Below are 21,346 nucleotides of genomic sequence, written 5' to 3' on the forward strand. Positions count from 1 at the left end.
CGATGGCTCGCTGGCTGATCACGGGATGCTCTACCGGCTTCGGACGCGAAATCGCCCGCGCCGCACTGGAAGCCGGCCACAGCGTGGTGGTGACGGCGCGGCGCACCGAGGCAGTACAGGACCTCGCCGACGAGTTCGGCGACCGGGCGCTGGCCGTCGCGCTCGACGTGACCGACACCGGCCAGGTCGCGGCCGCGGTGGCCGCGGCCGACGAGGCCTTCGGCGGAATCGATGTGCTGGTCAACAACGCCGGACACGGCTACCTGTCCGCGGTGGAAGAGGGTGAGGACGCCGAGGTCCGAAAGCTGTTCGACGTGAACTACTTCGGCGCCGTCGCCATGATCAAGGCGGTGCTGCCGGCCATGCGCGCCCGCGGATCGGGCCACATCATCAACATCTCCTCGATGACCGGCCTGGTGGCCAACCCGCCCAACGCCTACTATTCGTCGACCAAGTTCGCGCTGGAGGCGGTCACCGAGGCGCTCGCCACCGAGGTCCGCCCCCTGGGCATCAAGGTGACCGCCGTCGAACCCGGCGCGTTCCGCACCGATTGGGCGACAAGGTCGATGAAGGAATCCGGCGCCCCGATCACCGATTACGCCGACGTGGCGGCGCGCAAGGACCTGATCAAGCAGTTCGCCGATCACCTGCCCGGCGACCCGCGCAAGGTGGCCGAGGCGGTGCTGATGCTCGCCAAGCTCGACGACCCGCCGCTGCGGTTGCTGCTGGGCCGCGACGTGCTCAAGGCCATGCGGGACAAGATCGCCGCGTTGTCGGCGTCGATCGACGAATGGGAGGCCGTCACCAAGGACGTCAACTTCCCGGCCTCGTGACGCCCAGCACCGCGACACATCACGCACGCACACGACACGCCCCGGGGGATGTGCCAGGTTTATATCTCGAGGAGCCGCGCGCGGTCGTCAGTCCCGCACGACCAGGACCGTCTTGCCGGCGCGTCCGCCCCGCTCCCGGCTTTCGAACGCCTCCCGGCCCTCGTCGAGCGGGAACGTCTGGGCGATCGCGACGTGCAACCGGTCGCTGTCGACGAGCGCGGCGAGCTCGGCGAGCTGATCCCGATTCGGTGTGACGATGAAGAAGGTTGCGCTGACACCGAATTCGTCGGCCCGGCCGTCCGGCGGCGGTGCCGACAACGTCACCAGCCGGCCGCCGCGGCGCAGCACGCCGTAGGACCTTTCCAGCGTCTGCCCGCCGACGGTGTCGACGACGACGTCGTAGGCGGCGCCGGCCTCGTCGAATGCCTCGGTGCGCGTGTCGATCACCCGATGCGCGCCGCAGCCGCGAAGAAGATTCGCGGTGTCGCTGCGCACGGTCGCGGTGACCTGCGCACCCAGCAGGGCGGCCAACTGAACGGTCAACAGCCCCACCCCGCCGGCGCCTCCGTGCACCAGCACGCTCTCCTTTGGCCGCACCGCGGCGTGATCGACCAGTGCCTGCAGCGCGGTCAGGCCAGCCAGCGGGAGCGCGGCGGCGACGACGTGGGAGACCGTCGACGGTTTGGCGGCCAGATCGGCCGCGGGCACGGCGACGAAATCGGCGGCCGCGCCGTCGCGGTCGAACGCGATCAGTCCGTAGACCTCGTCGCCGGGCACGAAATCCGTGACGTCGTCGGCCACCGCGGACACCACACCGGAGACCTCGTGGGACGGGATGACGGGGGTTCGGCTGACGCCGTCGCGGGTCCACGTCTCCTCCCATGTCAGCTCGTCGAAGGTGATGGCGGCCGCGTGCACGGCCACCAAGGCTTCCCCGGCGGCCGCCACCGGCACGGGCGCCCGCTCGATCACCAGCTGCTCCGGTCCGCCGCGCCGGTTCGCCCGTAGCGCGGTCATCTCGTTCAGGGCAGCCGCCAATCGATCGCGTCCGCGCCCATTCCGGCCAGCAGTTCGTTGGCACGGCTGAACGGGCGGGAGCCGAAGAACCCCCGCGACGCCGACAGCGGCGAGGGATGCGGTGACTCGATGGCCACGCAATTGCCTTGGGCGAGAATCGGTTTGAGCGTCGAGGCGTCGCGGCCCCACAGGATCGCCACCAGCGGCAGCGAGCGCGCGGTCAGCGCCCGGATGGCGCATTCGGTCACCGCTTCCCAGCCCTTGCCCCGATGCGACGCCGGATTGCTGGGTCGCACGGTGAGCACCCTGTTCAACAGCAGCACACCGCGCTGCGCCCAGGGCGTCAGGTCACCGCACGAGGGCGGGGGGTGACCCAGGTCGGTCGTGTACTCCTGAAAGATGTTGGCCAGGCTGCGCGGCAGCGGCCGCACCTCGGGGGCCACCGAAAAGCTCAGCCCCACAGCGTGTCCGGGCGTCGGGTAGGGGTCCTGCCCGACGATCAGCACCCGGACCTGGTCGAACGGATAAGTGAAGGCGCGCAACACATTCGGGCCGGCGGGCAGATACCTGCGCCCGGCCGCGATCTCGTCCCGCAGGAACTGCCCCATCTGGGCGACCTGCCCGGCCACGGGTTGCAGCGCGTTCGCCCAGCCCGGCTCGACCAATTCGCTCAACGGGCGCGCCGTCATCGTCGGCCCTTCGCGATCGGGTAAACGGTCACCGCGTCACCCTAGTACGACTGCCAGCCGGCGTGGCCGCTCCACTCCTGATCGTCGACGAGCACCCGGGCCGGCCCGTCGAGCACCCGCCCGATGATGCGCCATCCGGCCGGCGCGGGTCCGGCGAAACATGCCACCAGGGCGTGGTCTTCGCCGCCCCCCAGCACCCACGGCCAGGGATCGGCGCCTGCGGCGGCGGCCGCCGCGGCGAGCGCGTCGCGGTCGGCGGTCAGCGCCGCCGTGGACAGGTCGATGCCCACCCCCGACGCGACGGCCACATGCCGCAGGTCGGCGATCAGGCCGTCGGAGACGTCGATCATCGCCTGCGCCCCCCCGGCGGCGGCGACCGCACCCTGACCGTACGGCGGCTCGGGCACCACATGCCGGCGCCGCAGCTCCTCGAAGCCGCCGATACCGGTGTGCCACAAGGCGAATCCCGCGGCCGAACGGCCCAGGTCGCCGGCGACGGCGACCAGCGAACCCGGCGTTGCGCCCGATCGCCGCACCGGCTCGCGGCCGCCGAGATCGCCGAGCACCGTCACCGAGATCACCCACCGCGGGCAGCTGACCAGGTCGCCGCCGGCGATGCCGGCCCCGACCCGTTGCGCCTCGTCCCACATCCCGTCGACGAGCGCGTCCACCGCGGCCGCCGGCGTCTCACCGGGCGCGCCGAAGGCGACGACGAACGCCGTGGGCCGCGCGCCCATCGCCTCGATGTCCGCGGCGTTCTGGGCGATCGCCTTGCGGCCGATGTCGTGCGGCGTCGACCAGTCCAGCCGGAAATGCCGGTCCTGCACCAGCATGTCGGTCGACACCACGACGCGGCCATCGCCGGCCGCCACCAGCGCCGCGTCGTCACCCGGCCCGAGCACCACAGCGGCGGGTTGGCGGCGACCGGCCACCAGGCGGTCGATCACGGCGAATTCGCCGAGTTGCCGCAGCGTCGATTCGTCCCGCACGCCACCCACGATAATTGGCCATCGGGATGAGCTGAGGCGATAGTGATGTGGGGACAGGAGGTGGCCGCGGTGGCAACCGAATCGGACGCCGACGGCGGGCCGCCGCGCGCGGTGATCATCGTCGCGGTAGCGCTGGCCGTCACGACCATCGGGGTGATCCTGGCGATCGCGGCCACCCGTGAGGCGCCCCCGCAGCCGGTCGCCGTCGCGGGCGTCCCGGCGCCGCAGGCCGACAGCCCCGCGTGCCGGGCGCTGATGGACGCGCTGCCGCAGCGCCTGGGTGACTACCAGCGGGCGGCGCTCGAGCAGCCGGCACCGGTGGGCGCGGCGGCATGGCGCTCCGGGCGGGGCGCCGACCCCGTCGTGCTGCGCTGCGGCCTGGACCGCCCGGGCGAGTTCGTCGTCGGCTCCCCGATCCAGGTGGTCGACCGGGTGCAGTGGTTCCAGGTGCGCTCCGACCAGCAATCCGCCGGTGACGCCGGCAGATCCACCTGGTACGCGGTGGATCGCGGTGTCTACGTGGCGCTCACGCTGCCCACCGGGTCGGGCCCGGCGCCGATCCAGCGCCTGTCGGAGGTGATCGCGCAGCGCATCCCGGCCGGGCCCATCAGCCCCGGGCCGGCGCGCTAGCTAGCGCAGGCCCACCCCGCGGGCCAGCGCCGTCTCGACCATCGTCGCCAGCAGCGTCGGGTAGTCCACGCCGCTGGCCGCCCACATGCGCGGGTACATCGAGATCGTGGTGAACCCCGGCATCGTGTTGATCTCATTGAGCACCGGCCCGTCCTCGGTGAGGAAGAAATCCACCCGCGCCAGCCCCTGACAGTCGATGGCCCTGAAGGCGCGGATCGCCAATTGGCGTACCGTGTCGGCGATTTCGTCGTCGACCTTTGCGGGCACGTCCAATTCGGCCGCGTCGTCAAGGTATTTGGTGGCGAAGTCGTAGAACGAATCCTCGCGGCCCCGCACGCCGGCCACCCGGATCTCGCCCAGCGCGCTGGCTTCGACTGTGCCGTCCGGCATTTCGAGCACACCGCACTCCAGCTCGCGGCCGACGATCGCGGCCTCGACGATGACTTTGGGATCGTGGCGGCGCGCCGCGGCAACAGCGGCGTCCAGCTGGTCCCAGCTCGCTACCCGGCTCACACCGATCGAGGAACCTCCCCGGGCGGGTTTGACGAACACCGGCAACCCCAGCCGTTGGCACTCCTCGGGCCGCAGCCGCGCGCGCGAGGGGCGCAGCACCGCGTAGTCGCCAACCGGCAATCCCTCGGCGGCGAACAGCTTCTTGGTGAACTCCTTGTCCATGCCGGCGGCGCTGGCCAGCACACCGGCCCCCACATACGGCACGCCGGCGAGTTCGAGCAGACCCTGGATGGTGCCGTCCTCGCCGTAGGGGCCGTGCAGCACGGGGAACACCACGTCAACCGACGCCAACACCTCACCGGCGCCGGGCGGCAGGGCGACCAATTGGCCGCCGCGCCGCGGATCGGCCGGCAGCGCCAGTTCGGTCCCCGACTCGGCGGTGACTTCGGGCAGCCGCCGGTCGGTGATCGCCAACGCGGCCGGGTCGCCGTCGGTGAGCACCCAGGAACCTTCCGGGGTGATGCCGATCGCGACCACCGCGAAACGCTCGGGGTCGAGGTTGCGCAGAATGCTGCCCGCCGAGACGCACGAGATGGCGTGCTCGTTGCTGCGCCCCCCGAAGACGACGGCCACGCGCGCCCGCTCGCCGCCCCCCGAGCCGGGGTGCGGCGTCGACCGATCGCTGGCATTCACAATCTCAAGAGGCTACCGGGTAGGTGGGTTCTCACTCGGGCTTGGTGCGACGGCCCAGCAGCAGCGCCATCGCCTCGTCGACCGACAGCCCCTTGTGGCAGACCCGGTGCACGGCGTCGGTGAGCGGCATTTCGACGTCGTAACTGGCCGCCAGCGCCAGCACCGACTCGCAGGACGTCACACCCTCGACGACGTGCCCGTCGCCGCCGTCGGGCGTGCCGGAAAGAATCGACTCGACGGTTGCTCCGCGGCCGAGCCGTTCACCGAACGACCGGTTGCGCGAATGCGGGGAGCTGCACGTGGCCACCAGGTCGCCCACGCCGGCGAGCCCGGCCAGCGTCGCGCCCTTGGCGCCCAGCGCGATCCCCAGCCGCATGATCTCGGCCAGGCCCCGGGTGATGATCGCCGCCGCGGTGTTTTCGCCGAGCCCCACGCCGGCCGCCATCCCGCAGGCGAGCGCGATCACGTTCTTGCACGCCCCGCCGATCTCGGTGCCCACCACATCACTGTTGGTGTAAGGGCGAAAGTATCCGCTGTTCAGCATGCGCTGCAGGGCGACGGCCCGGCCCGAGTCGCCGCAGGCGACCACGGTCGCGGCCGGCTGGCATCCGGCGATCTCGCTGGCCAGGTTCGGCCCCGAGATCACCGCGACGTGAGCGGGGTCGACGCCGGTCACCGCGACGATCACCTGGCTCATCCGCATCAGCGTGCCCAGCTCGATGCCCTTGGCCAGGCTGACCAGGGTCGCGCCGTCGCGCAGCAGCGGGGTCCAGCGCTCGAGGTTGCTCCGCATCGTCTGCGCCGGCACGCCGAGCAGCACCGTGGACGCGTTTTGGAGCGCCTCGGCGGCGTCGGCGGTGGCGCGGATGCCCGGCGGCAGCGACGTGCCGGGCAGATAGTCCGGGTTCGATCGGGTGGCGTTGATCCGCTCGGCGAGCTCGGGCCTGCGGGCCCACAACGTGACCTGTGTTTCCGGCCCGCCCGCCTCGACGAGCACCTTCGCCAGCGCCGTGCCCCACGCCCCGGCGCCCATGACCGTGACGGCGCCGGTCGAACCGGCATGCGTGCTGGTCATGTGTCACCCCCTGTCGTGGTCGGCGTTGCTCATGCGGCACGTGCAGCCGCTACACCCTAGATCAGCGCCGGACCGGGCGTCACGCGCGCCAGCGTGTCCCGCGCGCCGGGGCCATGACGCCGGCGCGCGGGGCCGCGCTGGCAGGATGACATCTCATGAGCGGCATACGAGCCGACGGCGCGGGCGATGTCGCGTTGATCATCGCCGTCAAGAGGCTGGCCGCGGCCAAGACCAGACTGGCGCCGGTTTTCTCGGCGCGCACCCGCGAGAGCGTGGTGCTGGCGATGTTGATGGACACCCTGACCGCCGCGGGACGCGTGGAATCGCTGGGCTCGATCACCGTCATCACCCCCGACGACGCGGCGGCCGCGGCGGCCGCCGAGCTGGGTGCCGACGTGCTTTTCGACCCGACGCCCGAGGGCCACCCCGATCCCCTGAACAACGCGATCGCCACCGCGGCGCGCGCGGTGGCAACTTCGTTCTCCAATGTCGTTGCGCTGCAAGGCGATTTGCCGGCGCTGCAGACCCAGGAGCTGGCCGAGGCCCTCGGCGCCGCGCGCCAGCACCGGCGCAGCTTCGTCGCCGACCGGTTGGCGACCGGAACCGCGGCGCTCTTCGCGTTCGGGGGTCCGCTCGATCCCCGGTTCGGTTCCGATTCCTCGGCGCGGCACCGCAGTTCGGGTGCGATCGAGCTGACCGGCGCGTGGCCCGGCCTGCGCTGTGACGTCGACACTCCGACCGACCTCGCTGCCGCCCGCCGCCTGGGGGTGGGCGCCGCGACTGCCCGCGCCATCGCCGCGCACTGATTTGCCTCACGAGCGGTCGATGTCCGGAAAGCGAACGTCGGCCCAACGGCGAATGGATTCCGGTGACCCGCCACGGCCGCGCTCGCGATCACCACTGGTGTCGATGAGTGGTGACCCGCTTCGCCCGGCCACGGCCGCGCTCGCGATCACCACTGGCAGCACCCGCGCGTGATGAGCGATGATCGCAGGGTGACTGAAATCGAAGCTGAGGCGCGACCCGACGAGAATTTGTGGCATTCAGGCGACTCGGCCGTGGCGGCGCCCCCGGCTGCGACGCCCACCGCGATGACCGATCTGCCCGACGAGCGTTACCTCAACCGGGAACTGAGCTGGCTGGACTTCAACGCCCGCGTGCTGGCGCTGGCCGACGACAATTCGTTGCCGCTGCTGGAACGGGCGAAATTCCTGGCGATCTTCGCCTCCAACCTCGACGAGTTCTACATGGTGCGGGTCGCCGGCCTCAAGCGCCGCGACGAGATGGGCCTGTCGGTGCGCTCCGCCGACGGTCTGACGCCGCGCAAGCAGCTGGCCCTCATCGGGGAGCAAACCCAGCGGATCGCCACCCGGCACGCGCGGGTGTTCCTCGATTCGGTGCGGCCGGCGCTGGCCGAGGAAGGCATCCACATCGTGACGTGGGCCGACCTCGATCAGGCCGAACGCGACGAACTCTCGGCCTATTTCACCGAACAAGTCTTTCCCGTCCTGACGCCGCTGGCCGTCGACCCCGCGCACCCGTTCCCGTTCGTCAGCGGGCTGAGCCTGAATCTGGCGGTCATGGTCCGCCAGCCCGAGGATGGTGGCCAGCACTTCGCGCGAGTCAAGGTGCCCAACAACGTCGATCGCTTCGTCGAACTCGCCGCCCCCGCCTCGGGCCGGGACAGCGCCGCGGGCGAAGCCCGCTCCATCGTGCGCTATCTGCCGCTGGAGGAACTGATCGCGGCCTTCCTTCCTCTTCTCTTCCCCGGCATGGAAATCGTGGAGCACCACGCCTTCCGCATCACACGCAACGCCGACATGGAGGTCGAAGAAGACCGCGACGAAGACCTGCTGCAGGCCCTCGAACGCGAACTGGCGCGCCGGCGGTTCGGCCCGCCGGTGCGACTCGAGATCGCCGACGACATGACCGAGGGCATGCTGGAATTGCTGCTGCGCGAACTCGATGTGCATCCCGGTGACGTCATCGAAGTCCCCGGCCTTTTGGATCTTTCGTCGCTGTGGCAGATCTACGACCTGGACCGCCCGGCGCTCAAGGACCCCGCGTTCGTCCCCGACACGCATCCGGCCTTCGCCGACCGCGAATCCCCCAAGAGCATCTTCGCGACGCTGCGCGAGGGCGACGTGCTGGTGCACCACCCGTATGACTCGTTCTCCACCAGCGTGCAGCGATTCATCCAGCAGGCCGCCGCCGACCCCAATGTGCTGGCGATCAAACAGACGTTGTACCGCACCTCCGGTGATTCGCCGATCGTTCGCGCGCTGATCGAAGCGGCCGAGGCCGGAAAGCAGGCGGTGGCACTGGTCGAGATCAAGGCGCGCTTCGACGAACAGGCCAACATTCGCTGGGCGCGCGCACTCGAACAGGCGGGCGTGCACGTGGTTTACGGACTCGTCGGGCTCAAGACGCACTGCAAGACCTGCTTGGTGGTGCGTCGCGAAGGCTCGGCGATCCGGCGGTATTGCCACATCGGAACGGGCAACTACAACAGCAAGACCGCCCGTCTCTATGAGGATGTCGGCCTGCTGACCGCGGCTCCCGACATCGGCGCCGACCTCACCGACTTGTTCAATTCGCTTACCGGGTATTCGCGTAAGGTCTCCTACCGCAATCTGCTGGTGGCGCCGCACGGAATTCGCACCGGGATCATCGAGCGCGTCGAGCGTGAGATCGCGGCGCACCGCGAACGCGGGGACGGGCGAATCCGTCTCAAGATGAATGCGCTGGTGGACGAACAGGTCATCGATGCGCTGTACCGGGCGTCGCAGGCCGGCGTGCGGGTCGAGGTGGTGGTGCGTGGCATCTGCGCGCTGCGCCCGGGTGCACAGGGCTACTCCGAAAACATTGTTGTGCGCTCCATTCTCGGGCGTTTCCTCGAGCACTCGCGGATCATCCATTTCCGCAACATCAACGAATTCTGGATCGGCAGCGCCGATATGATGCACCGCAACCTCGATCGCCGGGTGGAGGTGCTGGCTCAAGTCAAGGACCCCAAGCTCACCGCGCAGCTGGATGAATTGTTCGAGTCCGCACTGGATCCGTCCACGCGCTGCTGGGAACTCGGGTCCGACGGGCAGTGGACCGCGTCGCCGCAAGAGGGCCATACGGTGCGCGACCACCAAGTATCGTTGATGGAGCGGCATCGCAGTCCCTAGACCTGTGCGGTGATTTCGGAGTTGTTCCCGGGCCGCAGCGTGATTGAACGTGCGACTCTGACCGAATTGACCTGCAGGAGTTGAGGTGCCGCCTTCGAGCTCGTCTAGCGACCGGCGCTCTGGAAGCCGAATCGTCCAAGCCGCCGGCGCGGTCCTGTGGCGACCGGGCGATGCCGACACCGCCGACCACGATGTCGAGATCGCCGTCATCCACCGCCCCCGCTATGACGATTGGTCACTGCCCAAAGGCAAAGTGGACCCCGGCGAGACCGCGCCCGTGGCGGCGGTGCGGGAGGTGTACGAGGAGACCGGCCAACACGCCGTCCTGGGCAGGCGGCTCAACGCGGTCAGCTATCCGATCGACGCGGGCGTCAAAAAAGTCTCCTACTGGTCGGCGCGCGCCGTGGGCGGCGAGTTCGTTCCCGGCGACGAGGTCGACCGGTTGCTCTGGTTGCCGGTGGCCGAAGCCATGCGGAAACTCGATTACGCCCAGGACCGAAAAGTCTTGCGCCACTTCAACAAAAAGCCGGCGGACACCCACACCGTGTTGGTGGTCCGGCACGCGACCGCGGGACGCAAGTCGCGTTTCTCCGGCGATGACACCAAGCGGCCGCTGGACAAACGGGGGCGCGCGCAGGCCAAGGCGCTGGTTCCCCAGCTGATGGCCTTCGGTGCGTCGCGGGTGTATGCGGCCGACCGGGTCCGCTGCCATCAGACCGTGGAACCACTCGCCGAGGAGCTCGGCTCGACCGTGCACAACGAGCCCACCCTCACCGAAGAGGCCTACGCCAAGAACGCCAAACGCGGCCGCCACCGGATGCTGGACATCGCCGGCGAGCACGGCACACCGGTTGTCTGCACGCAGGGCAAGGTGATTCCGGACCTGATCGCGTGGTGGTGTGCCCGCGACGGGGTGCGGCCGGACAAATCGCGCAATCACAAGGGCAGCACCTGGGTGCTGTCGTTGTCGGGCGGCCGACTGGTCGCCGCCGATCACCTCGGCGGTGCGCTGGCCGCCAATGTGCGCGCCTAGCGACAGAGCGACGGCCGACCGCAGCTCGAAGGCGGCGGCCCGCCGCTAGCACACGAATACCCTCCGGGGCACCGCTGCCGCCGAAGGGTATTCGTGTCTAGAACGTGCTCTGCCTACCGGCGGCCGCGACGCGCGGTCGTCTTCTTGGCGGGAGCCTTGCGGGCGGTCGACTTGCTCGCGGCCTTCTTGGCCGGAGCCTTGGTCGCGGCCTTGCGGGCCGGCGCCTTCTTGGCCGCAGTCTTCTTGGCCGGAGCCTTGGTCGCGGCCTTGCGGGCCGGAGCCTTCTTCACTGCGGCTTTTTTGGCCGGAGCCTTCTTCACTGCGGCCTTCTTGGCGGGAGCCTTCTTGGCCGCGGCCTTCTTGGCGGGAGCCTTCTTGGCCGCAGCCTTCTTGGCGGGAGCCTTCTTGGCCGCGGTCTTCTTGGCCGCGCCCGTGCCACCTACCACACCGCGCTTGACGGCCGGGCCGTCCGACGGGAGACGCTGTGCGCCAGACACAACCGCTTTGAATTGGGCACCGGGACGGAACGCGGGGACGGAAGTCGGCTTCACCTTCACCGTCTCACCGGTACGCGGGTTGCGAGCCACGCGCGCTGCGCGGCGCCGCTGTTCGAACACACCGAACCCGGTAATGGTGACGCTGTCGCCCTTGTGTACCGCACGCACAATGGTGTCGACAACGTTCTCGACCGCTGCGGTCGCCTGCCGACGGTCCGTGTTCAATTTCTGTGTGAGCACATCAATGAGCTCTGCCTTATTCATCAATCCCTCCGACACTAGTGGTCCTCGATTTTGAACCGACTAGTGGACACGGTAAACCCTCACCCAGCAAATTTCCAAGAGCCACGCGCAATTTCACGGCAAGGCGTACGGCGTTTTCGCAATCCGGTTGCCGCCCTTGACCGGTGGGAGATCGTAAAATCGGCCCGGTTTAGTTAGCCGATCGAGCAGAAATTCGGCTCCGTCCGACCGTTCAGGAGGTGGACAGAGTGCGAGGTTTCCAGTCCGGGTAGGCCGCCTCGAAAGACTCGATTTCATCGAGTTTCCGCAGCGTAAGGGCTATATCGTCGAGACCTTCGAGTAGCCGCCACGCGGTGTGGTCGTCAATCTTGAACGGCAGCACCGTCGTTCCCGCGGTGATATTTCGATCTTGAAGATTGGCAGTGATTTCCAAGCCGGGGCTCTGCTCGATCAGCTTCCAGAGCAGCTCCACCCCGTCCTGAGAAACTTCGGCCGCCAGCAGCCCCGCCTTGCCGGCGTTGCCCCGGAAAATGTCACCGAATCGAGACGAGATGACCACTCGGAACCCGTAGTCCATCAGCGCCCACACCGCATGCTCGCGCGACGAGCCCGTCCCGAAATCGGGTCCTGCGACCAGGACCGACCCCCGATCAAACGGGCTGAGGTTGAGCACGAATGACGGATCCGACCTCCAGCTCGCGAACAAGCCGTCCTCGAAACCGGTTCTGGTTACACGCTTCAAATACACCGCCGGAATGATCTGATCGGTGTCGACGTTGGAGCGCCGCAGCGGCACACCGATACCGGTGTGGGTGTGAAAAGCTTCCATGCTCATCCCTTCAGACGTCGGATACGTCAGCTCAAATCGGCCGGAGCGGACAATGTGCCCCGAACTGCTGTCGCCGCGGCAACGGCCGGAGACACCAAATGCGTGCGGCCGCCTTTACCCTGGCGCCCTTCGAAGTTGCGGTTGGACGTCGCCGCGCACCGCTCGCCCGGCGCCAACTGGTCCGGATTCATCCCCAGGCACATCGAGCAGCCCGCCTGCCGCCATTCGGCACCCGCGGCGGTGAAAACCTCGCCCAGCCCTTCGTCTTCGGCCTGCGCACGCACCCGCATCGACCCCGGCACGACGAGCATCCGCACCCCCGGGGCGATTTTGCGCCCGCGCAAAATGTCGGCCACGGCGCGGAGATCTTCGATACGACCGTTGGTACAAGAGCCCACGAACACCGCGTCGACGGCGATGTCACGCATCGGGGTACCCGGTCGAAGGTCCATGTATGCCAACGCTTTCTCAGCGGCCTGGCGCTCGCCGTCGTCGGCCATCAGTTCGGGGTCGGGCACGGCGGCGGCCAGCGGCACGCCCTGGCCGGGGTTTGTGCCCCACGTCACGAACGGGCTCAGCGACTCCGCATCGAGGTAGACCTCGGTGTCGAATTCGGCGCCCGGGTCGGTGTGCAGCTGCTGCCAATAACGCATGGCCGCATCCCATTGCGCGCCTTTCGGGGCGTGCGGGCGGTCACGCAGGAACTCGTAGGTGGTGGCATCGGGAGCCACCATTCCCGCCCGGGCGCCGGCTTCGATGCTCATGTTGCAGACGGTCATCCGGCCTTCCATCGACAGGGATTCGATGGCGCTGCCGCGGTATTCGATGACATGCCCCTGCCCGCCGCCGGTGCCGATCTTGGCGATCAGCGCGAGGATGATGTCCTTGGCCGTCACGCCAGGGGGCAATTTCCCGTCGACATTGACTGCCATCGTCTTGAACGGCCGCAGCGGCAACGTCTGGGTCGCCAGCACGTGCTCGACCTCCGAGGTGCCAATTCCCATGGCCAGCGCGCCGAATGCGCCGTGGGTCGAGGTGTGACTGTCCCCACAGACGATCGTCATGCCCGGCTGGGTGAGGCCCAGTTGTGGCCCCACGACATGCACGATGCCCTGCTCGAGGTTGCCCATCGGATATAGCCGCACACCGAATTCGGCACAATTTCGCCGTAATGTCTCGACCTGCGTGCGGGACACCGGGTCGGCGATCGGCTTGTCGATGTCGATGGTCGGCACGTTGTGATCCTCGGTGGCCAGCGTCAAATCGGGGCGGCGCACCGGCCGGCCGGCCAGGCGCAGGCCGTCGAAAGCCTGCGGGCTGGTGACCTCGTGTACCAGGTGCAGATCGATGTAGATCAGGTCGGGGGCCCCCTGCCCCGAGGTGCCCCCGGAGACCACAACATGGTCGTCCCAGACCTTTTCGGCCAGCGTGCGCGGCTTGGCGGCCGCCCCTGCGTCGCTCCCCATATCGAACTCGCCTCAATTCGCGTCATCCGCGGCTCGCCGATCAGTCGGGCTGTGATCTCAGAATGCGAGACGCTAGTATCTTCCTGTGAGACAGCATAGCGGTATCGGCGTCCTGGACAAAGCCGTGGGTGTCCTGCACAGCGTCGCCCAATCCCCCTGCGGATTGGCCGAACTGTGTGAGCGGACCGGGCTGCCCCGGGCCACGGCCTATCGGTTGGCGGCGGCCCTGGAAGTCCATCGCCTGTTGGCGCGCGACGACGAAGGGCGCTGGCGGCTGGGCCCGGCCGTCACCGAACTCGCCGCGCACGTCAACGATCCGCTGCTGGCCGCCAGCAGCGCGGTGCTGCCCCTGTTGCGCGAGACCACCGGCGAAAGCGTGCAGCTGTACCGGCGTGAGGGCACCGACCGGGTCTGTGTGGCCGCCCTGGAACCCGCTGCGGGCCTTCGCGATACGGTTCCGGTCGGGGCGCGACTGCCCATGACGGCGGGGTCGGGCGCCAAAGTGCTGCTGGCACATAGCGACGCGGCCACCCAGAAGGCGGTGCTGACGACGGCCAAATTCACCGAACGAACGCTGGCCGAGGTGCGCCGCCGTGGCTGGGCACAGAGCGTGGCCGAGCGCGAGCCCGGTGTGGCGAGCGTGTCCGCCCCGGTGCGCGACGGCCGCGGCACCGTCGTCGCCGCCATCTCGGTGTCGGGCCCCATCGATCGGATCGGCCGGCGTCCGGGAGCGCGTTGGGCCGCCGATCTGCTGTCCGCCGCCGACGCGATGGCCCGCCGGCTCTAGTTCCCAGGTCCTTCCGCGAGCGCCGCGGCGGGCCTGACAGACTGGCCGGTATGGGAACCAATCAGCGCGCGAGCATCGTCATGTCGGAAGACGAGATCGCCGATTTCGTCGTCAAGAGCCGCACCGGAACGCTGGCCACCGTCGGCCCCGACGGCCAGCCTCACCTGACCGCCATGTGGTACGCCGTGGTCGACGGCGAGATCTGGCTGGAGACCAAGGCGAAGTCGCAGAAGGCCGTCAACCTCAAGCGGGACCCGCGGGTGAGCTTTTTGATCGAGGACGGCCACACCTACGACACGCTTCGCGGGGTGTCCTTCGAGGGCGTCGCGGAGATCGTGGACGACCCCGACGTCTCACACCGGGTGGGGGTCAGCGTCTGGGAGCGCTACACCGGCCCTTACACCGACGACATGAAGCCGTTCGTCGAGCAGATGATGAACAAGAGGGTCTGTGTTCGCATCGTGGCCCGCCGCGCTCGTTCGTGGGATCACCGCAAACTGGGCCTGGCGCCGATGCCGGTGGGTGGATCGACCGCTCCGGCCGTCCTGGGGAACGACCGGTAACTGCGGTTTAGTTTGTAGCCCCGATGGGATTCGAACCCACGCTACCGCCGTGAGAGGGCGGCGTCCTAGGCCGCTAGACGACGGGGCCAGAAACGATCCGAGCAGTCAGCATAGCTCACCGCGCTAAGCCCACCTAATCGCTTGAAACGGTGCGGATTTTGCTGGGGTACCAGGACTCGAACCTAGAATGGCTGAACCAGAATCAGCTGTGTTGCCAATTACACCATACCCCATTGGCTGCCTAAAACTGCTGGTCAGCGCCGATTGCGGGCCTTTACAAGCTCTTTGGGGACCGCCGCTGCCAGTCGTTGTCGGCTTTGGTAAACCGCAGTGCAGACTACCAAAGTCTCGCGGGGCAGTCCGCACGCGTGGTCTGGGTCTCCCCTAACCGATCGTCGCGCGCGCCGCGCGCAGCCGCCGCACGCTGCGGTCGCGGCCCAGCAGCTCGAGCGACTCGAACAGCGGCGGGCTGACCGTCGTCCCGGTGGCGCCCACCCGGATCGGGCCAAACGCCTTGCGCGGTTTGAGGCCCAGCTCGTCGATGAGCGCCGCCTTGAGCGCGGCCTCGATCTGGGGCGTCGTCCAGTCCGCGACGCCGTCCAGCGCGCCCAGCGCCGCATCGAGCACGGCGGCCGAGTCCGGCCCCAGCTCCTTGGCCGCGGCCTTGGGGTCGATCGCGTACTCGTCGTCGTTGAGGAACTTCAACAGGTCCCAGGCGTCACCGAGCACCACGATCCGGGTCTGCACCAGGTCGGCGGCCGTGGCGAAGCCGGCGTCGTCGAGGTCGAGGCGATGACCGTGCACGCCGAAGTAATCGCGCAGCCTGGCGGTGAAGTCCTCGACGGTGAGCATCCGGATGTGCTCGGCGTTGAGCGCGTCGGCCTTTTTCTGGTCGAAGCGGGCCGGATTGGAGTTGACGTCGACGACGTCGAACGCGGCCACCATCTCATCGATACTGAACACGTCGTGGTCGTCGGCGATGGCCCAGCCCAGCAACGCCAGGTAATTGAGCAGCCCTTCGGGGATGAAGCCGCGGTCGCGGTGCGCGAACAGGTTCGACTGCGGGTCGCGCTTGGAAAGTTTTTTGGTGCCCTCCCCCAATACCGTTGGCAGGTGCGCGAACTGCGGGGTGCGCTCGGCGACGCCGATGCGGATCAGCGCCTGATACAGCGCGAGCTGGCGCGGGGTCGACGGCAGCAGGTCCTCGCCGCGCAGCACGTGGGTGATCTTCATCAGCGCGTCGTCACACGGATTGACCAAGGTGTACAACGGATCTCCGTTGGCGCGGGTCAGCGCGAAGTCGGGCACCGACCCGGCCGCGAAGGTGGTGGTTCCCCGCACCAGGTCGTCCCAGGCGAGGTCGCCGTCGGGCATCCGCAGCCGCACCACCGGCTGACGGCCCTCGGCGAGGAATGCCGCGCGCTGCGAGTCGGTCAGCTGCCGGTCGAAATTGTCGTAGCCCAGCTTGGGATTACGGCCCGCGGCGAGGTGCCGCGCCTCGACCTCCTCCGGCGTCGAAAAGGCGTAGTAGGCCTCTCCCGCCTCGACCAGCTTGGCCACCACGTCGCGGTAGATCTCGCCGCGCAGCGATTGGCGGTACGGGCCGTAGGGGCCGCCCACTTCGGGCCCCTCGTCCCAGTCCAGGCCGAGCCAGCGCAGCGCGTCCAGCAGCGCCAGATAGCTTTCCTCACTGTCGCGTTGGGCGTCGGTGTCCTCGATGCGGAAGACGAAGGTGCCCCCGGTGTGTCGGGCGTAGGCCCAGTTGAACAGCGCCGTGCGGACCATGCCGACGTGCGGGGTGCCGGTGGGCGACGGGCAGAATCGGACGCGTACGTTCGCGGGTGCAGTCACGATTTTCCTTTGCGGAGCACGGGATTGGTCAGGGTGCCGATGCCCTCGATGGTGATGGAGACGGTGTCGCCGTCCTCGATGGGGCCGACGCCCGCCGGGGTTCCGGTGAGGATGATGTCGCCGGGCAGCAAGGTCATCACCGCCGAGATCCACTCGACGATGGAGCCGATGTCGTGGATCAGCAGCGACGTGCGGCTGTGTTGCTTGACCTCGCCGTTGACCTCGGTGCGCAATTCGAGATCGCCCGGGTCCAGCGGCTTGAGGTCGGTGACGATCCACGGCCCGACCGGGCAGAAGGTGTCGTGGCCTTTGGCCCTCGTCCACTGGCCGTCGGCTTTTTGTTGATCGCGCGCCGACACGTCGTTGCCGATGGTGTAGCCGAGGATGTTGTCCGCGGCCTGGGCGGCCGAGACGTCCTTGCAGGGCCGGCCGATGACGACGGCCAGCTCGCCCTCGAAGTGCACCGGTGATGCGTTGGCCGGCAGGCGAATCGGTACGTTGGGCCCGATGATGGCGGTGTTCGGCTTGAGGAATATCACCGGCTCGGCCGGCGCGGGGCCGGTCATGTCCTTCATCTCGGCGATGTGATCGGTGTAGTTCTTGCCGACACAGACCACCTTGCTGGCGAGTATCGGGGCGAGCAGCCGGACGTCGGCGAGCGGCCATGACCGGCCGGTGAAGTTCGGCGTGCCGAACGGATGCTCGGCGATCTCGCGGGCGATCATCTCGGCGGGGTCGTCGAGTTCGCCTTCGATGCTGACGAAGGCGACACCGTCGGGGCTGGCGATTCGACCAAGGCGCATTCGGTTGAGCCTAGTGAGGGTCGCGAGCGCGGCGTAGCCGGGCGTGGCGGGCCGTCACCATCAGACCGAGTGACGGTCGCGAGCGCGGCGTAGCCGGGCGTGGCCGGCCAGGCAATGACCAGCAACGGCACACGTCCTGCGGCGAAATTTCCCGGTGGTATGCAAGCATGGGGAATGCAGACCGACTCGACCGATACGCCCGAAATCGGCGCGGGCGCGCGCTGGTCGATCATGGTCGTTTCGCTGCTGGCGACGGCGAGTTCGTTCCTCTTCATCAACGGCGTCGCATTTTTGATCCCGTCGCTGCGAGTGCGCGGAGTCCGGCTGGACGAAGCCGCCCTGCTTGCCTCGATGCCGAGCTGGGGCATGGTGGTGACGCTGGTGTTGTGGGGCTATGTGCTCGACCGAGTGGGCGAACGGGTGGTGATGGCCACGGGCTCGGCGCTGACCGCGGCGGCGGCCTACGCCGCGGCGTCCGCACATTCGTTGGTGCTGATGTCGGTGTATCTGTTTCTCGGCGGCATGGCCGCCGCCAGTTGCAACACGGCGGGCGGGCGGCTGGTGTCCGCCTGGTTCCCGCCGCAGCAACGCGGCCTGGCCATGGGCATCCGCCAGACCGCGCAACCCCTGGGAATCGCCTTGGGCGCGATGGTAATTCCCGAGCTCGCCGAACACGGACCGCAGCACGGCCTCAGGTTCGCCGCCCTGGCATGCGCGGTCGGGGCGATAGCGAGCGTGATCGGAATCGTCGACCCGCCCCGGAAACCGCGCGCGAGCGCGAGCCATCAGGAACTCGCCAGTCCCTATCGAAAGTCGTTGACGCTGTGGCGGATTCACGCTGTGGCGGGCCTGATGATGATGCCGCAAACGGTGACGGTGACGTTCATGCTGGTGTGGCTGATCAGGAACCTGCACTGGTCGGTTACGGCCGCGGGCGGGTTGGTCACCCTCTCGCAGCTCTTGGGCGCGCTCGGCCGGGTTGCCGTGGGCCGCCTGTCCGATCGGGTCGGGTCGCGGATGCGTCCCGTGCGCTACATCGCGGCGGTCGCGGTGTTGGCGCTCCTCTTGCTGGCGTGGGCCGACTACATGAATTCGCGGTGGCAGGCGGGGCTCATGGTGGTCATCGCGGTGATCTCCGTGCTCGACAACGGGCTGGAGGCCACTGCCATCACCGAATTCGCCGGCCCGTATTGGAGCGGCCGCGCCCTGGGCATTCAAAACACCACCCAGCGCATGATGGCGGCGGCCGGACCCCCGCTGTTCGGTGCCTTGATCTCGGCCGCGAAATATCCACCGGCGTGGCTCTTGTGCGCCTTGTTCCCGTTGGCGGCGGTGCCGCTGGTGCCGACGCGGTTGCTGCCGCCCGGTTTGGAGACCAGGGCCCGGCGGCAAACCGTCCGTCGCGTTCGTTGGTGGCGGGCCATCCGTTCCCACGCAATGCCGAATAGACCGGAGCGACGTTTGCCGCAACGATCCGGTGAGAACTATTAATAGGTGCAGACGACACCGACGCGCCGATGGGTGATGCTGGGGACCGGACTGATCGCGACGTTGAGCGCGACGGTCTTCATCAACGGCATCGCCTTTCTGATCCCCGCCCTCAACGACGTACGCGGCATCAATCTGGCCGAGGCGGCGCTGCTCTCGGCGATGCCCAGCTTCGGCATGGTGGTCACGCTGATCGCCTGGGGCTACATACTCGACATCGTCGGCGAGCGGATCGTGCTCACGGCGGGCTTGGCGCTCACCGCGGCGGCGGCGCTCATCGCTGCGGCGGTGCCGGAATCCATGCTGACGGAAGGGATCGCCCTGTTCGGTGGCGGCATGGCCGCGGCGAGCGCCAACACCGCCAGCGGCCGCCTGGTTACGGGGTGGTTCCCGCCGCAGCAGCGGGGCCTGGCGATGGGGATTCGACAGACCGCGCAACCGTTGGGAATCGCGTTGGCCGCCTTGGTACTTCCCGAGCTCGGCGAACGCAACATCTCGGTCGCGCTGTTGTTCCCCGCGGCGGTGTGCGCGGTGTCCGCGGTGCTGTGCGCCGTGTGGGTGCGCGATCCCGCACGCCCCGAACGGTCGACGGCCGACAAGGCCGAATTGGCCAGCCCGTACCGCGGCACGACGGTGCTGTGGCGCATTCACTTCGCGTCGGCGCTGCTCATGGTGCCCCAAACCGTGGTCTTGACGTTCATGCTCGTCTGGTTGATGAAAAACCAGCATTGGTCGATCGCGACGGCCGGCGTCTTGGTGAGCTTCTCGCAGCTGTTGAGCGCGCTGGGTCGCATCGCCGTCGGCAGATGGTCCGACCGCCTGGGATCGCGAATGCGCCCGATCCGCATCATCGCGATGGCGGCCGCCGTGGTGATGGTCTTGCTGGCGATCGCCGATCATGCACACTCGGCGATGGCGGTGACGCTGATGGTCGCCGCGTCGGTGATCACCGTGCTCGACAACGGTTTGGCGTTCACCGCCATTCCGGAAGTGGCCGGCCGATTTTGGAGCGGGCGCGCCATGGGCGCGCAGAACACCACCCAGCGACTCACCGCGGCGGTCGGGCCGCCGGTTTTCGGCGAGATGATCGACGCGACCGGATATCCGCTGGCCTTCGCGGTGTGCGCGCTGTTTCCGTTGCTGGCCCTGCCGGTGGTGCCGTCGGAGGCGCGCTCGCGCGCGGCCGCCCGCGGCTAGAGCCCGGCGGCGATCCGTTCGCCGACTTCGCGGGTGGCGAAGCGTTCGCTCCCGCGCGTTGCCAGGTGGCGCTCGACGGCGCGGTCCACCCGGGCGGCGGCGTCGTCCTCGCCGAGATGGGCGAGCAGCAACGCCACCGACATGATCGCCGCCGTCGGATCGGCGATGCCCTGACCGGCGATATCCGGTGCGCTGCCGTGAACGGGCTCGAACATCGAGGGGTTGGTCCGCGTGGCGTCGATGTTTCCGCTGGCGGCCAAGCCAATTCCGCCACACACCGCCGCCGACAAGTCGGTGATGATGTCGCCGAACAGGTTGTCGGTGACGATCACGTCGAAGCGACCGGGATCGGTCACCATGAAGATGGTGGCCGCGTCGATGTGCTGATACGCCACCTCGACGTCGGGATAGTCCCGGCCGACCTCGGCCACGATGCGCGACCACAACCTTCCGGCGAAGGTCAGCACGTTGGTTTTGTGCACCAGGGTCAAGTGCTTTCGGCGTCGCTGAGCCCGCTCGAACGCGTCGGCCACCACGCGTCGCACGCCGAAAGCCGTGTTCTGGCTGACCTCGGTGGCGACCTCGTTGGGCGTTCCGACGCGGATGGCGCCGCCGGTGCCGGTGTAGGGACCTTCCGTCCCCTCGCGCACCACCACGAAGTCGATGTCGGGATTGCCGGCCAGCGGGCTGTTCACACCCGGGTACAGCCGCCCGGGCCGCAAGTTGATGTGATGGTCCAGCTCGAAACGCAAGCGCAGCAACAAACCTCGCTCCAGCACGCCGCTGGGCACCGACGGGTCACCGATGGCGCCGAGCAGGATGGCGTCATGCGCGCGCAGCTCGTCGACCGCCGAGTCCGGCAGTAGCTCACCCGTGGCGTGGTAACGCCGCGCCCCCAGGTCGTAGCTGGTCTTCTCCACGCCGGGCAGCACCGCGTCCAGGACCTTGACGGCCTCGGCCACAACTTCGGGCCCGATACCGTCGCCCTCGATCACCGCGAGCTTCATCGGCGCCGCTCCTCCTCATTGGCGCCG

Annotated in this window: 20 protein-coding genes and 2 tRNA genes; 9 read left to right on the forward strand and 13 right to left on the reverse strand. The window is 68.6% G+C overall.

The genetic code is table 11. The features are described 5' to 3' along the window. The first annotated feature begins 2 nt into the window (after nt 1-2). On the forward strand, nt 3-833 hold the full coding sequence (locus K883_RS01590) for an oxidoreductase (RefSeq protein ID WP_020823232.1): 831 nt from the start codon (nt 3-5) through the stop codon (nt 831-833). Nucleotides 834-920: 87 nt separating this feature from the next. Here K883_RS01590 and K883_RS01595 read toward each other — a convergent pair whose 3' ends face one another. The 3 genes from K883_RS01595 to K883_RS01605 are packed head-to-tail and all read right to left on the reverse strand — an operon-like array spanning nt 921 to nt 3,528. Further along, entirely contained in the window at nt 921-1,850 is a 930-nt protein-coding gene (locus tag K883_RS01595) for an NADP-dependent oxidoreductase (protein WP_036453510.1), read from the reverse strand. 5 nt (nt 1,851-1,855) lie between these two features. Continuing rightward, nucleotides 1,856-2,539, reverse strand: a complete 684-nt coding sequence (locus K883_RS01600; protein WP_008258983.1) for a uracil-DNA glycosylase — start codon at nt 2,537-2,539, stop codon at nt 1,856-1,858. Between the two features lie 41 nt (nt 2,540-2,580). Further along, nucleotides 2,581-3,528, reverse strand: coding sequence for a thiamine-phosphate kinase (locus K883_RS01605; RefSeq protein WP_179945041.1), 948 nt, complete (start codon nt 3,526-3,528; stop codon nt 2,581-2,583). 45 nt (nt 3,529-3,573) lie between these two features. Between K883_RS01605 and K883_RS01610 the strand changes: the two genes are divergently transcribed. Next, nucleotides 3,574-4,158 carry a DUF3515 domain-containing protein gene (locus K883_RS01610; RefSeq protein ID WP_008258986.1) on the forward strand — a complete coding sequence of 195 codons (585 nt, stop codon included), beginning with the start codon at nt 3,574-3,576 and terminating at the stop codon, nt 4,156-4,158. On the opposite strand, the gene K883_RS01615 is transcribed toward K883_RS01610, so the two are convergent. Together K883_RS01615 and K883_RS01620 are read right to left on the reverse strand one after the other, a co-directional pair. After that, entirely contained in the window at nt 4,159-5,304 is a 1,146-nt protein-coding gene (locus tag K883_RS01615; protein ID WP_036453514.1) for a D-alanine--D-alanine ligase family protein, read from the reverse strand. It abuts the gene before it with no gap. 31 nt (nt 5,305-5,335) lie between these two features. Then, nucleotides 5,336-6,379 carry an NAD(P)H-dependent glycerol-3-phosphate dehydrogenase gene (locus K883_RS01620; RefSeq protein WP_008258992.1) on the reverse strand — a complete coding sequence of 348 codons (1,044 nt, stop codon included), beginning with the start codon at nt 6,377-6,379 and terminating at the stop codon, nt 5,336-5,338. A 155-nt stretch (nt 6,380-6,534) separates the two neighbouring features. Here K883_RS01620 and cofC point away from each other — a divergent pair, with 155 nt between their 5' ends. The 3 genes from cofC to K883_RS01635 all read left to right on the forward strand — a co-directional run bounded on the left by cofC (nt 6,535) and on the right by K883_RS01635 (nt 10,588). Further along, nucleotides 6,535-7,185 (forward strand): 2-phospho-L-lactate guanylyltransferase, encoded by a 651-nt coding sequence (gene cofC, locus K883_RS01625; RefSeq protein ID WP_036453516.1) that lies wholly within the window; start codon nt 6,535-6,537, stop codon nt 7,183-7,185. A gap of 168 nt (nt 7,186-7,353) precedes the next feature. Continuing rightward, nucleotides 7,354-9,555, forward strand: coding sequence for an RNA degradosome polyphosphate kinase (locus K883_RS01630; protein ID WP_008259001.1), 2,202 nt, complete (start codon nt 7,354-7,356; stop codon nt 9,553-9,555). Nucleotides 9,556-9,640: 85 nt separating this feature from the next. Beyond that, the gene (locus K883_RS01635) at nt 9,641-10,588 is read left to right on the forward strand and encodes an 8-oxo-(d)GTP phosphatase MutT1 (RefSeq protein ID WP_020823238.1); all 948 of its coding nucleotides are present in this window, start codon (nt 9,641-9,643) and stop codon (nt 10,586-10,588) included. A 113-nt stretch (nt 10,589-10,701) separates the two neighbouring features. Here K883_RS01635 and K883_RS01640 read toward each other — a convergent pair whose 3' ends face one another. The 3 genes from K883_RS01640 to leuC all read right to left on the reverse strand — a co-directional run bounded on the left by K883_RS01640 (nt 10,702) and on the right by leuC (nt 13,623). After that, on the reverse strand, nt 10,702-11,349 hold the full coding sequence (locus tag K883_RS01640; protein ID WP_008259006.1) for an HU family DNA-binding protein: 648 nt from the start codon (nt 11,347-11,349) through the stop codon (nt 10,702-10,704). A 211-nt stretch (nt 11,350-11,560) separates the two neighbouring features. Beyond that, nucleotides 11,561-12,157: a 3-isopropylmalate dehydratase small subunit gene (leuD, locus tag K883_RS01645; protein WP_008259008.1), complete on the reverse strand. Its 597-nt coding sequence runs from the start codon at nt 12,155-12,157 to the stop codon at nt 11,561-11,563. A 26-nt stretch (nt 12,158-12,183) separates the two neighbouring features. Beyond that, nucleotides 12,184-13,623, reverse strand: a complete 1,440-nt coding sequence (leuC, locus tag K883_RS01650; RefSeq protein ID WP_036453517.1) for a 3-isopropylmalate dehydratase large subunit — start codon at nt 13,621-13,623, stop codon at nt 12,184-12,186. A gap of 85 nt (nt 13,624-13,708) precedes the next feature. Here leuC and K883_RS01655 point away from each other — a divergent pair, with 85 nt between their 5' ends. Further along, nucleotides 13,709-14,410 carry an IclR family transcriptional regulator gene (locus tag K883_RS01655; protein WP_020823240.1) on the forward strand — a complete coding sequence of 234 codons (702 nt, stop codon included), beginning with the start codon at nt 13,709-13,711 and terminating at the stop codon, nt 14,408-14,410. Between the two features lie 50 nt (nt 14,411-14,460). Continuing rightward, nucleotides 14,461-14,973 (forward strand): pyridoxamine 5'-phosphate oxidase family protein, encoded by a 513-nt coding sequence (locus K883_RS01660; RefSeq protein ID WP_014942664.1) that lies wholly within the window; start codon nt 14,461-14,463, stop codon nt 14,971-14,973. A gap of 15 nt (nt 14,974-14,988) precedes the next feature. Here the strand turns inward: K883_RS01660 and K883_RS01665 are convergent. The 4 genes from K883_RS01665 to K883_RS01680 form a co-directional block, all read right to left on the reverse strand. Beyond that, nucleotides 14,989-15,061 (reverse strand) — tRNA-Glu (locus tag K883_RS01665). A 73-nt stretch (nt 15,062-15,134) separates the two neighbouring features. Then, nucleotides 15,135-15,206 (reverse strand) — tRNA-Gln (locus tag K883_RS01670). A gap of 151 nt (nt 15,207-15,357) precedes the next feature. Beyond that, nucleotides 15,358-16,824 carry a glutamate--tRNA ligase gene (gltX, locus tag K883_RS01675; protein ID WP_081914340.1) on the reverse strand — a complete coding sequence of 489 codons (1,467 nt, stop codon included), beginning with the start codon at nt 16,822-16,824 and terminating at the stop codon, nt 15,358-15,360. Then, nucleotides 16,821-17,627: a fumarylacetoacetate hydrolase family protein gene (locus K883_RS01680; RefSeq protein WP_009952784.1), complete on the reverse strand. Its 807-nt coding sequence runs from the start codon at nt 17,625-17,627 to the stop codon at nt 16,821-16,823. The genes gltX and K883_RS01680 overlap by 4 nt, the downstream gene beginning before the upstream one ends. 174 nt (nt 17,628-17,801) lie before the next feature. Between K883_RS01680 and K883_RS01685 the strand changes: the two genes are divergently transcribed. Then, entirely contained in the window at nt 17,802-19,118 is a 1,317-nt protein-coding gene (locus K883_RS01685; protein WP_008259020.1) for an MFS transporter, read from the forward strand. Nucleotides 19,119-19,121: 3 nt separating this feature from the next. Beyond that, entirely contained in the window at nt 19,122-20,312 is a 1,191-nt protein-coding gene (locus K883_RS01690) for an MFS transporter (RefSeq protein WP_193375009.1), read from the forward strand. Here the strand turns inward: K883_RS01690 and K883_RS01695 are convergent. Next, nucleotides 20,309-21,319, reverse strand: a complete 1,011-nt coding sequence (locus K883_RS01695; protein ID WP_008259024.1) for a 3-isopropylmalate dehydrogenase — start codon at nt 21,317-21,319, stop codon at nt 20,309-20,311. The two genes, K883_RS01690 and K883_RS01695, sit on opposite strands and share 4 nt — an antisense overlap. Nucleotides 21,320-21,346: the final 27 nt, after the last annotated feature.

This window comes from Mycobacterium sp. TKK-01-0059, assembly GCF_000709305.1.
Lineage (GTDB): Bacteria > Actinomycetota > Actinomycetes > Mycobacteriales > Mycobacteriaceae > Mycobacterium > Mycobacterium intracellulare.

Excerpts from the sequence above, each read along its gene's own strand:
- K883_RS01590 (WP_020823232.1), top strand. The coding sequence starts at position 3 with ATGGCTCGCTGGCTGATCACGGGATGCTCTACCGGCTTCGGACGCGAA.
- K883_RS01595 (WP_036453510.1), bottom strand. The coding sequence starts at position 1,850 with ATGACCGCGCTACGGGCGAACCGGCGCGGCGGACCGGAGCAGCTGGTG.
- K883_RS01600 (WP_008258983.1), bottom strand. The coding sequence starts at position 2,539 with ATGACGGCGCGCCCGTTGAGCGAATTGGTCGAGCCGGGCTGGGCGAAC.
- K883_RS01610 (WP_008258986.1), top strand. The coding sequence starts at position 3,574 with ATGTGGGGACAGGAGGTGGCCGCGGTGGCAACCGAATCGGACGCCGAC.
- K883_RS01620 (WP_008258992.1), bottom strand. The coding sequence starts at position 6,379 with ATGACCAGCACGCATGCCGGTTCGACCGGCGCCGTCACGGTCATGGGC.
- cofC (WP_036453516.1), top strand. The coding sequence starts at position 6,535 with ATGAGCGGCATACGAGCCGACGGCGCGGGCGATGTCGCGTTGATCATC.
- K883_RS01640 (WP_008259006.1), bottom strand. The coding sequence starts at position 11,349 with ATGAATAAGGCAGAGCTCATTGATGTGCTCACACAGAAATTGAACACG.
- leuD (WP_008259008.1), bottom strand. The coding sequence starts at position 12,157 with ATGGAAGCTTTTCACACCCACACCGGTATCGGTGTGCCGCTGCGGCGC.
- leuC (WP_036453517.1), bottom strand. The coding sequence starts at position 13,623 with ATGGGGAGCGACGCAGGGGCGGCCGCCAAGCCGCGCACGCTGGCCGAA.
- K883_RS01660 (WP_014942664.1), top strand. The coding sequence starts at position 14,461 with ATGGGAACCAATCAGCGCGCGAGCATCGTCATGTCGGAAGACGAGATC.
- K883_RS01680 (WP_009952784.1), bottom strand. The coding sequence starts at position 17,627 with ATGCGCCTTGGTCGAATCGCCAGCCCCGACGGTGTCGCCTTCGTCAGC.
- K883_RS01685 (WP_008259020.1), top strand. The coding sequence starts at position 17,802 with ATGCAGACCGACTCGACCGATACGCCCGAAATCGGCGCGGGCGCGCGC.
- K883_RS01695 (WP_008259024.1), bottom strand. The coding sequence starts at position 21,319 with ATGAAGCTCGCGGTGATCGAGGGCGACGGTATCGGGCCCGAAGTTGTG.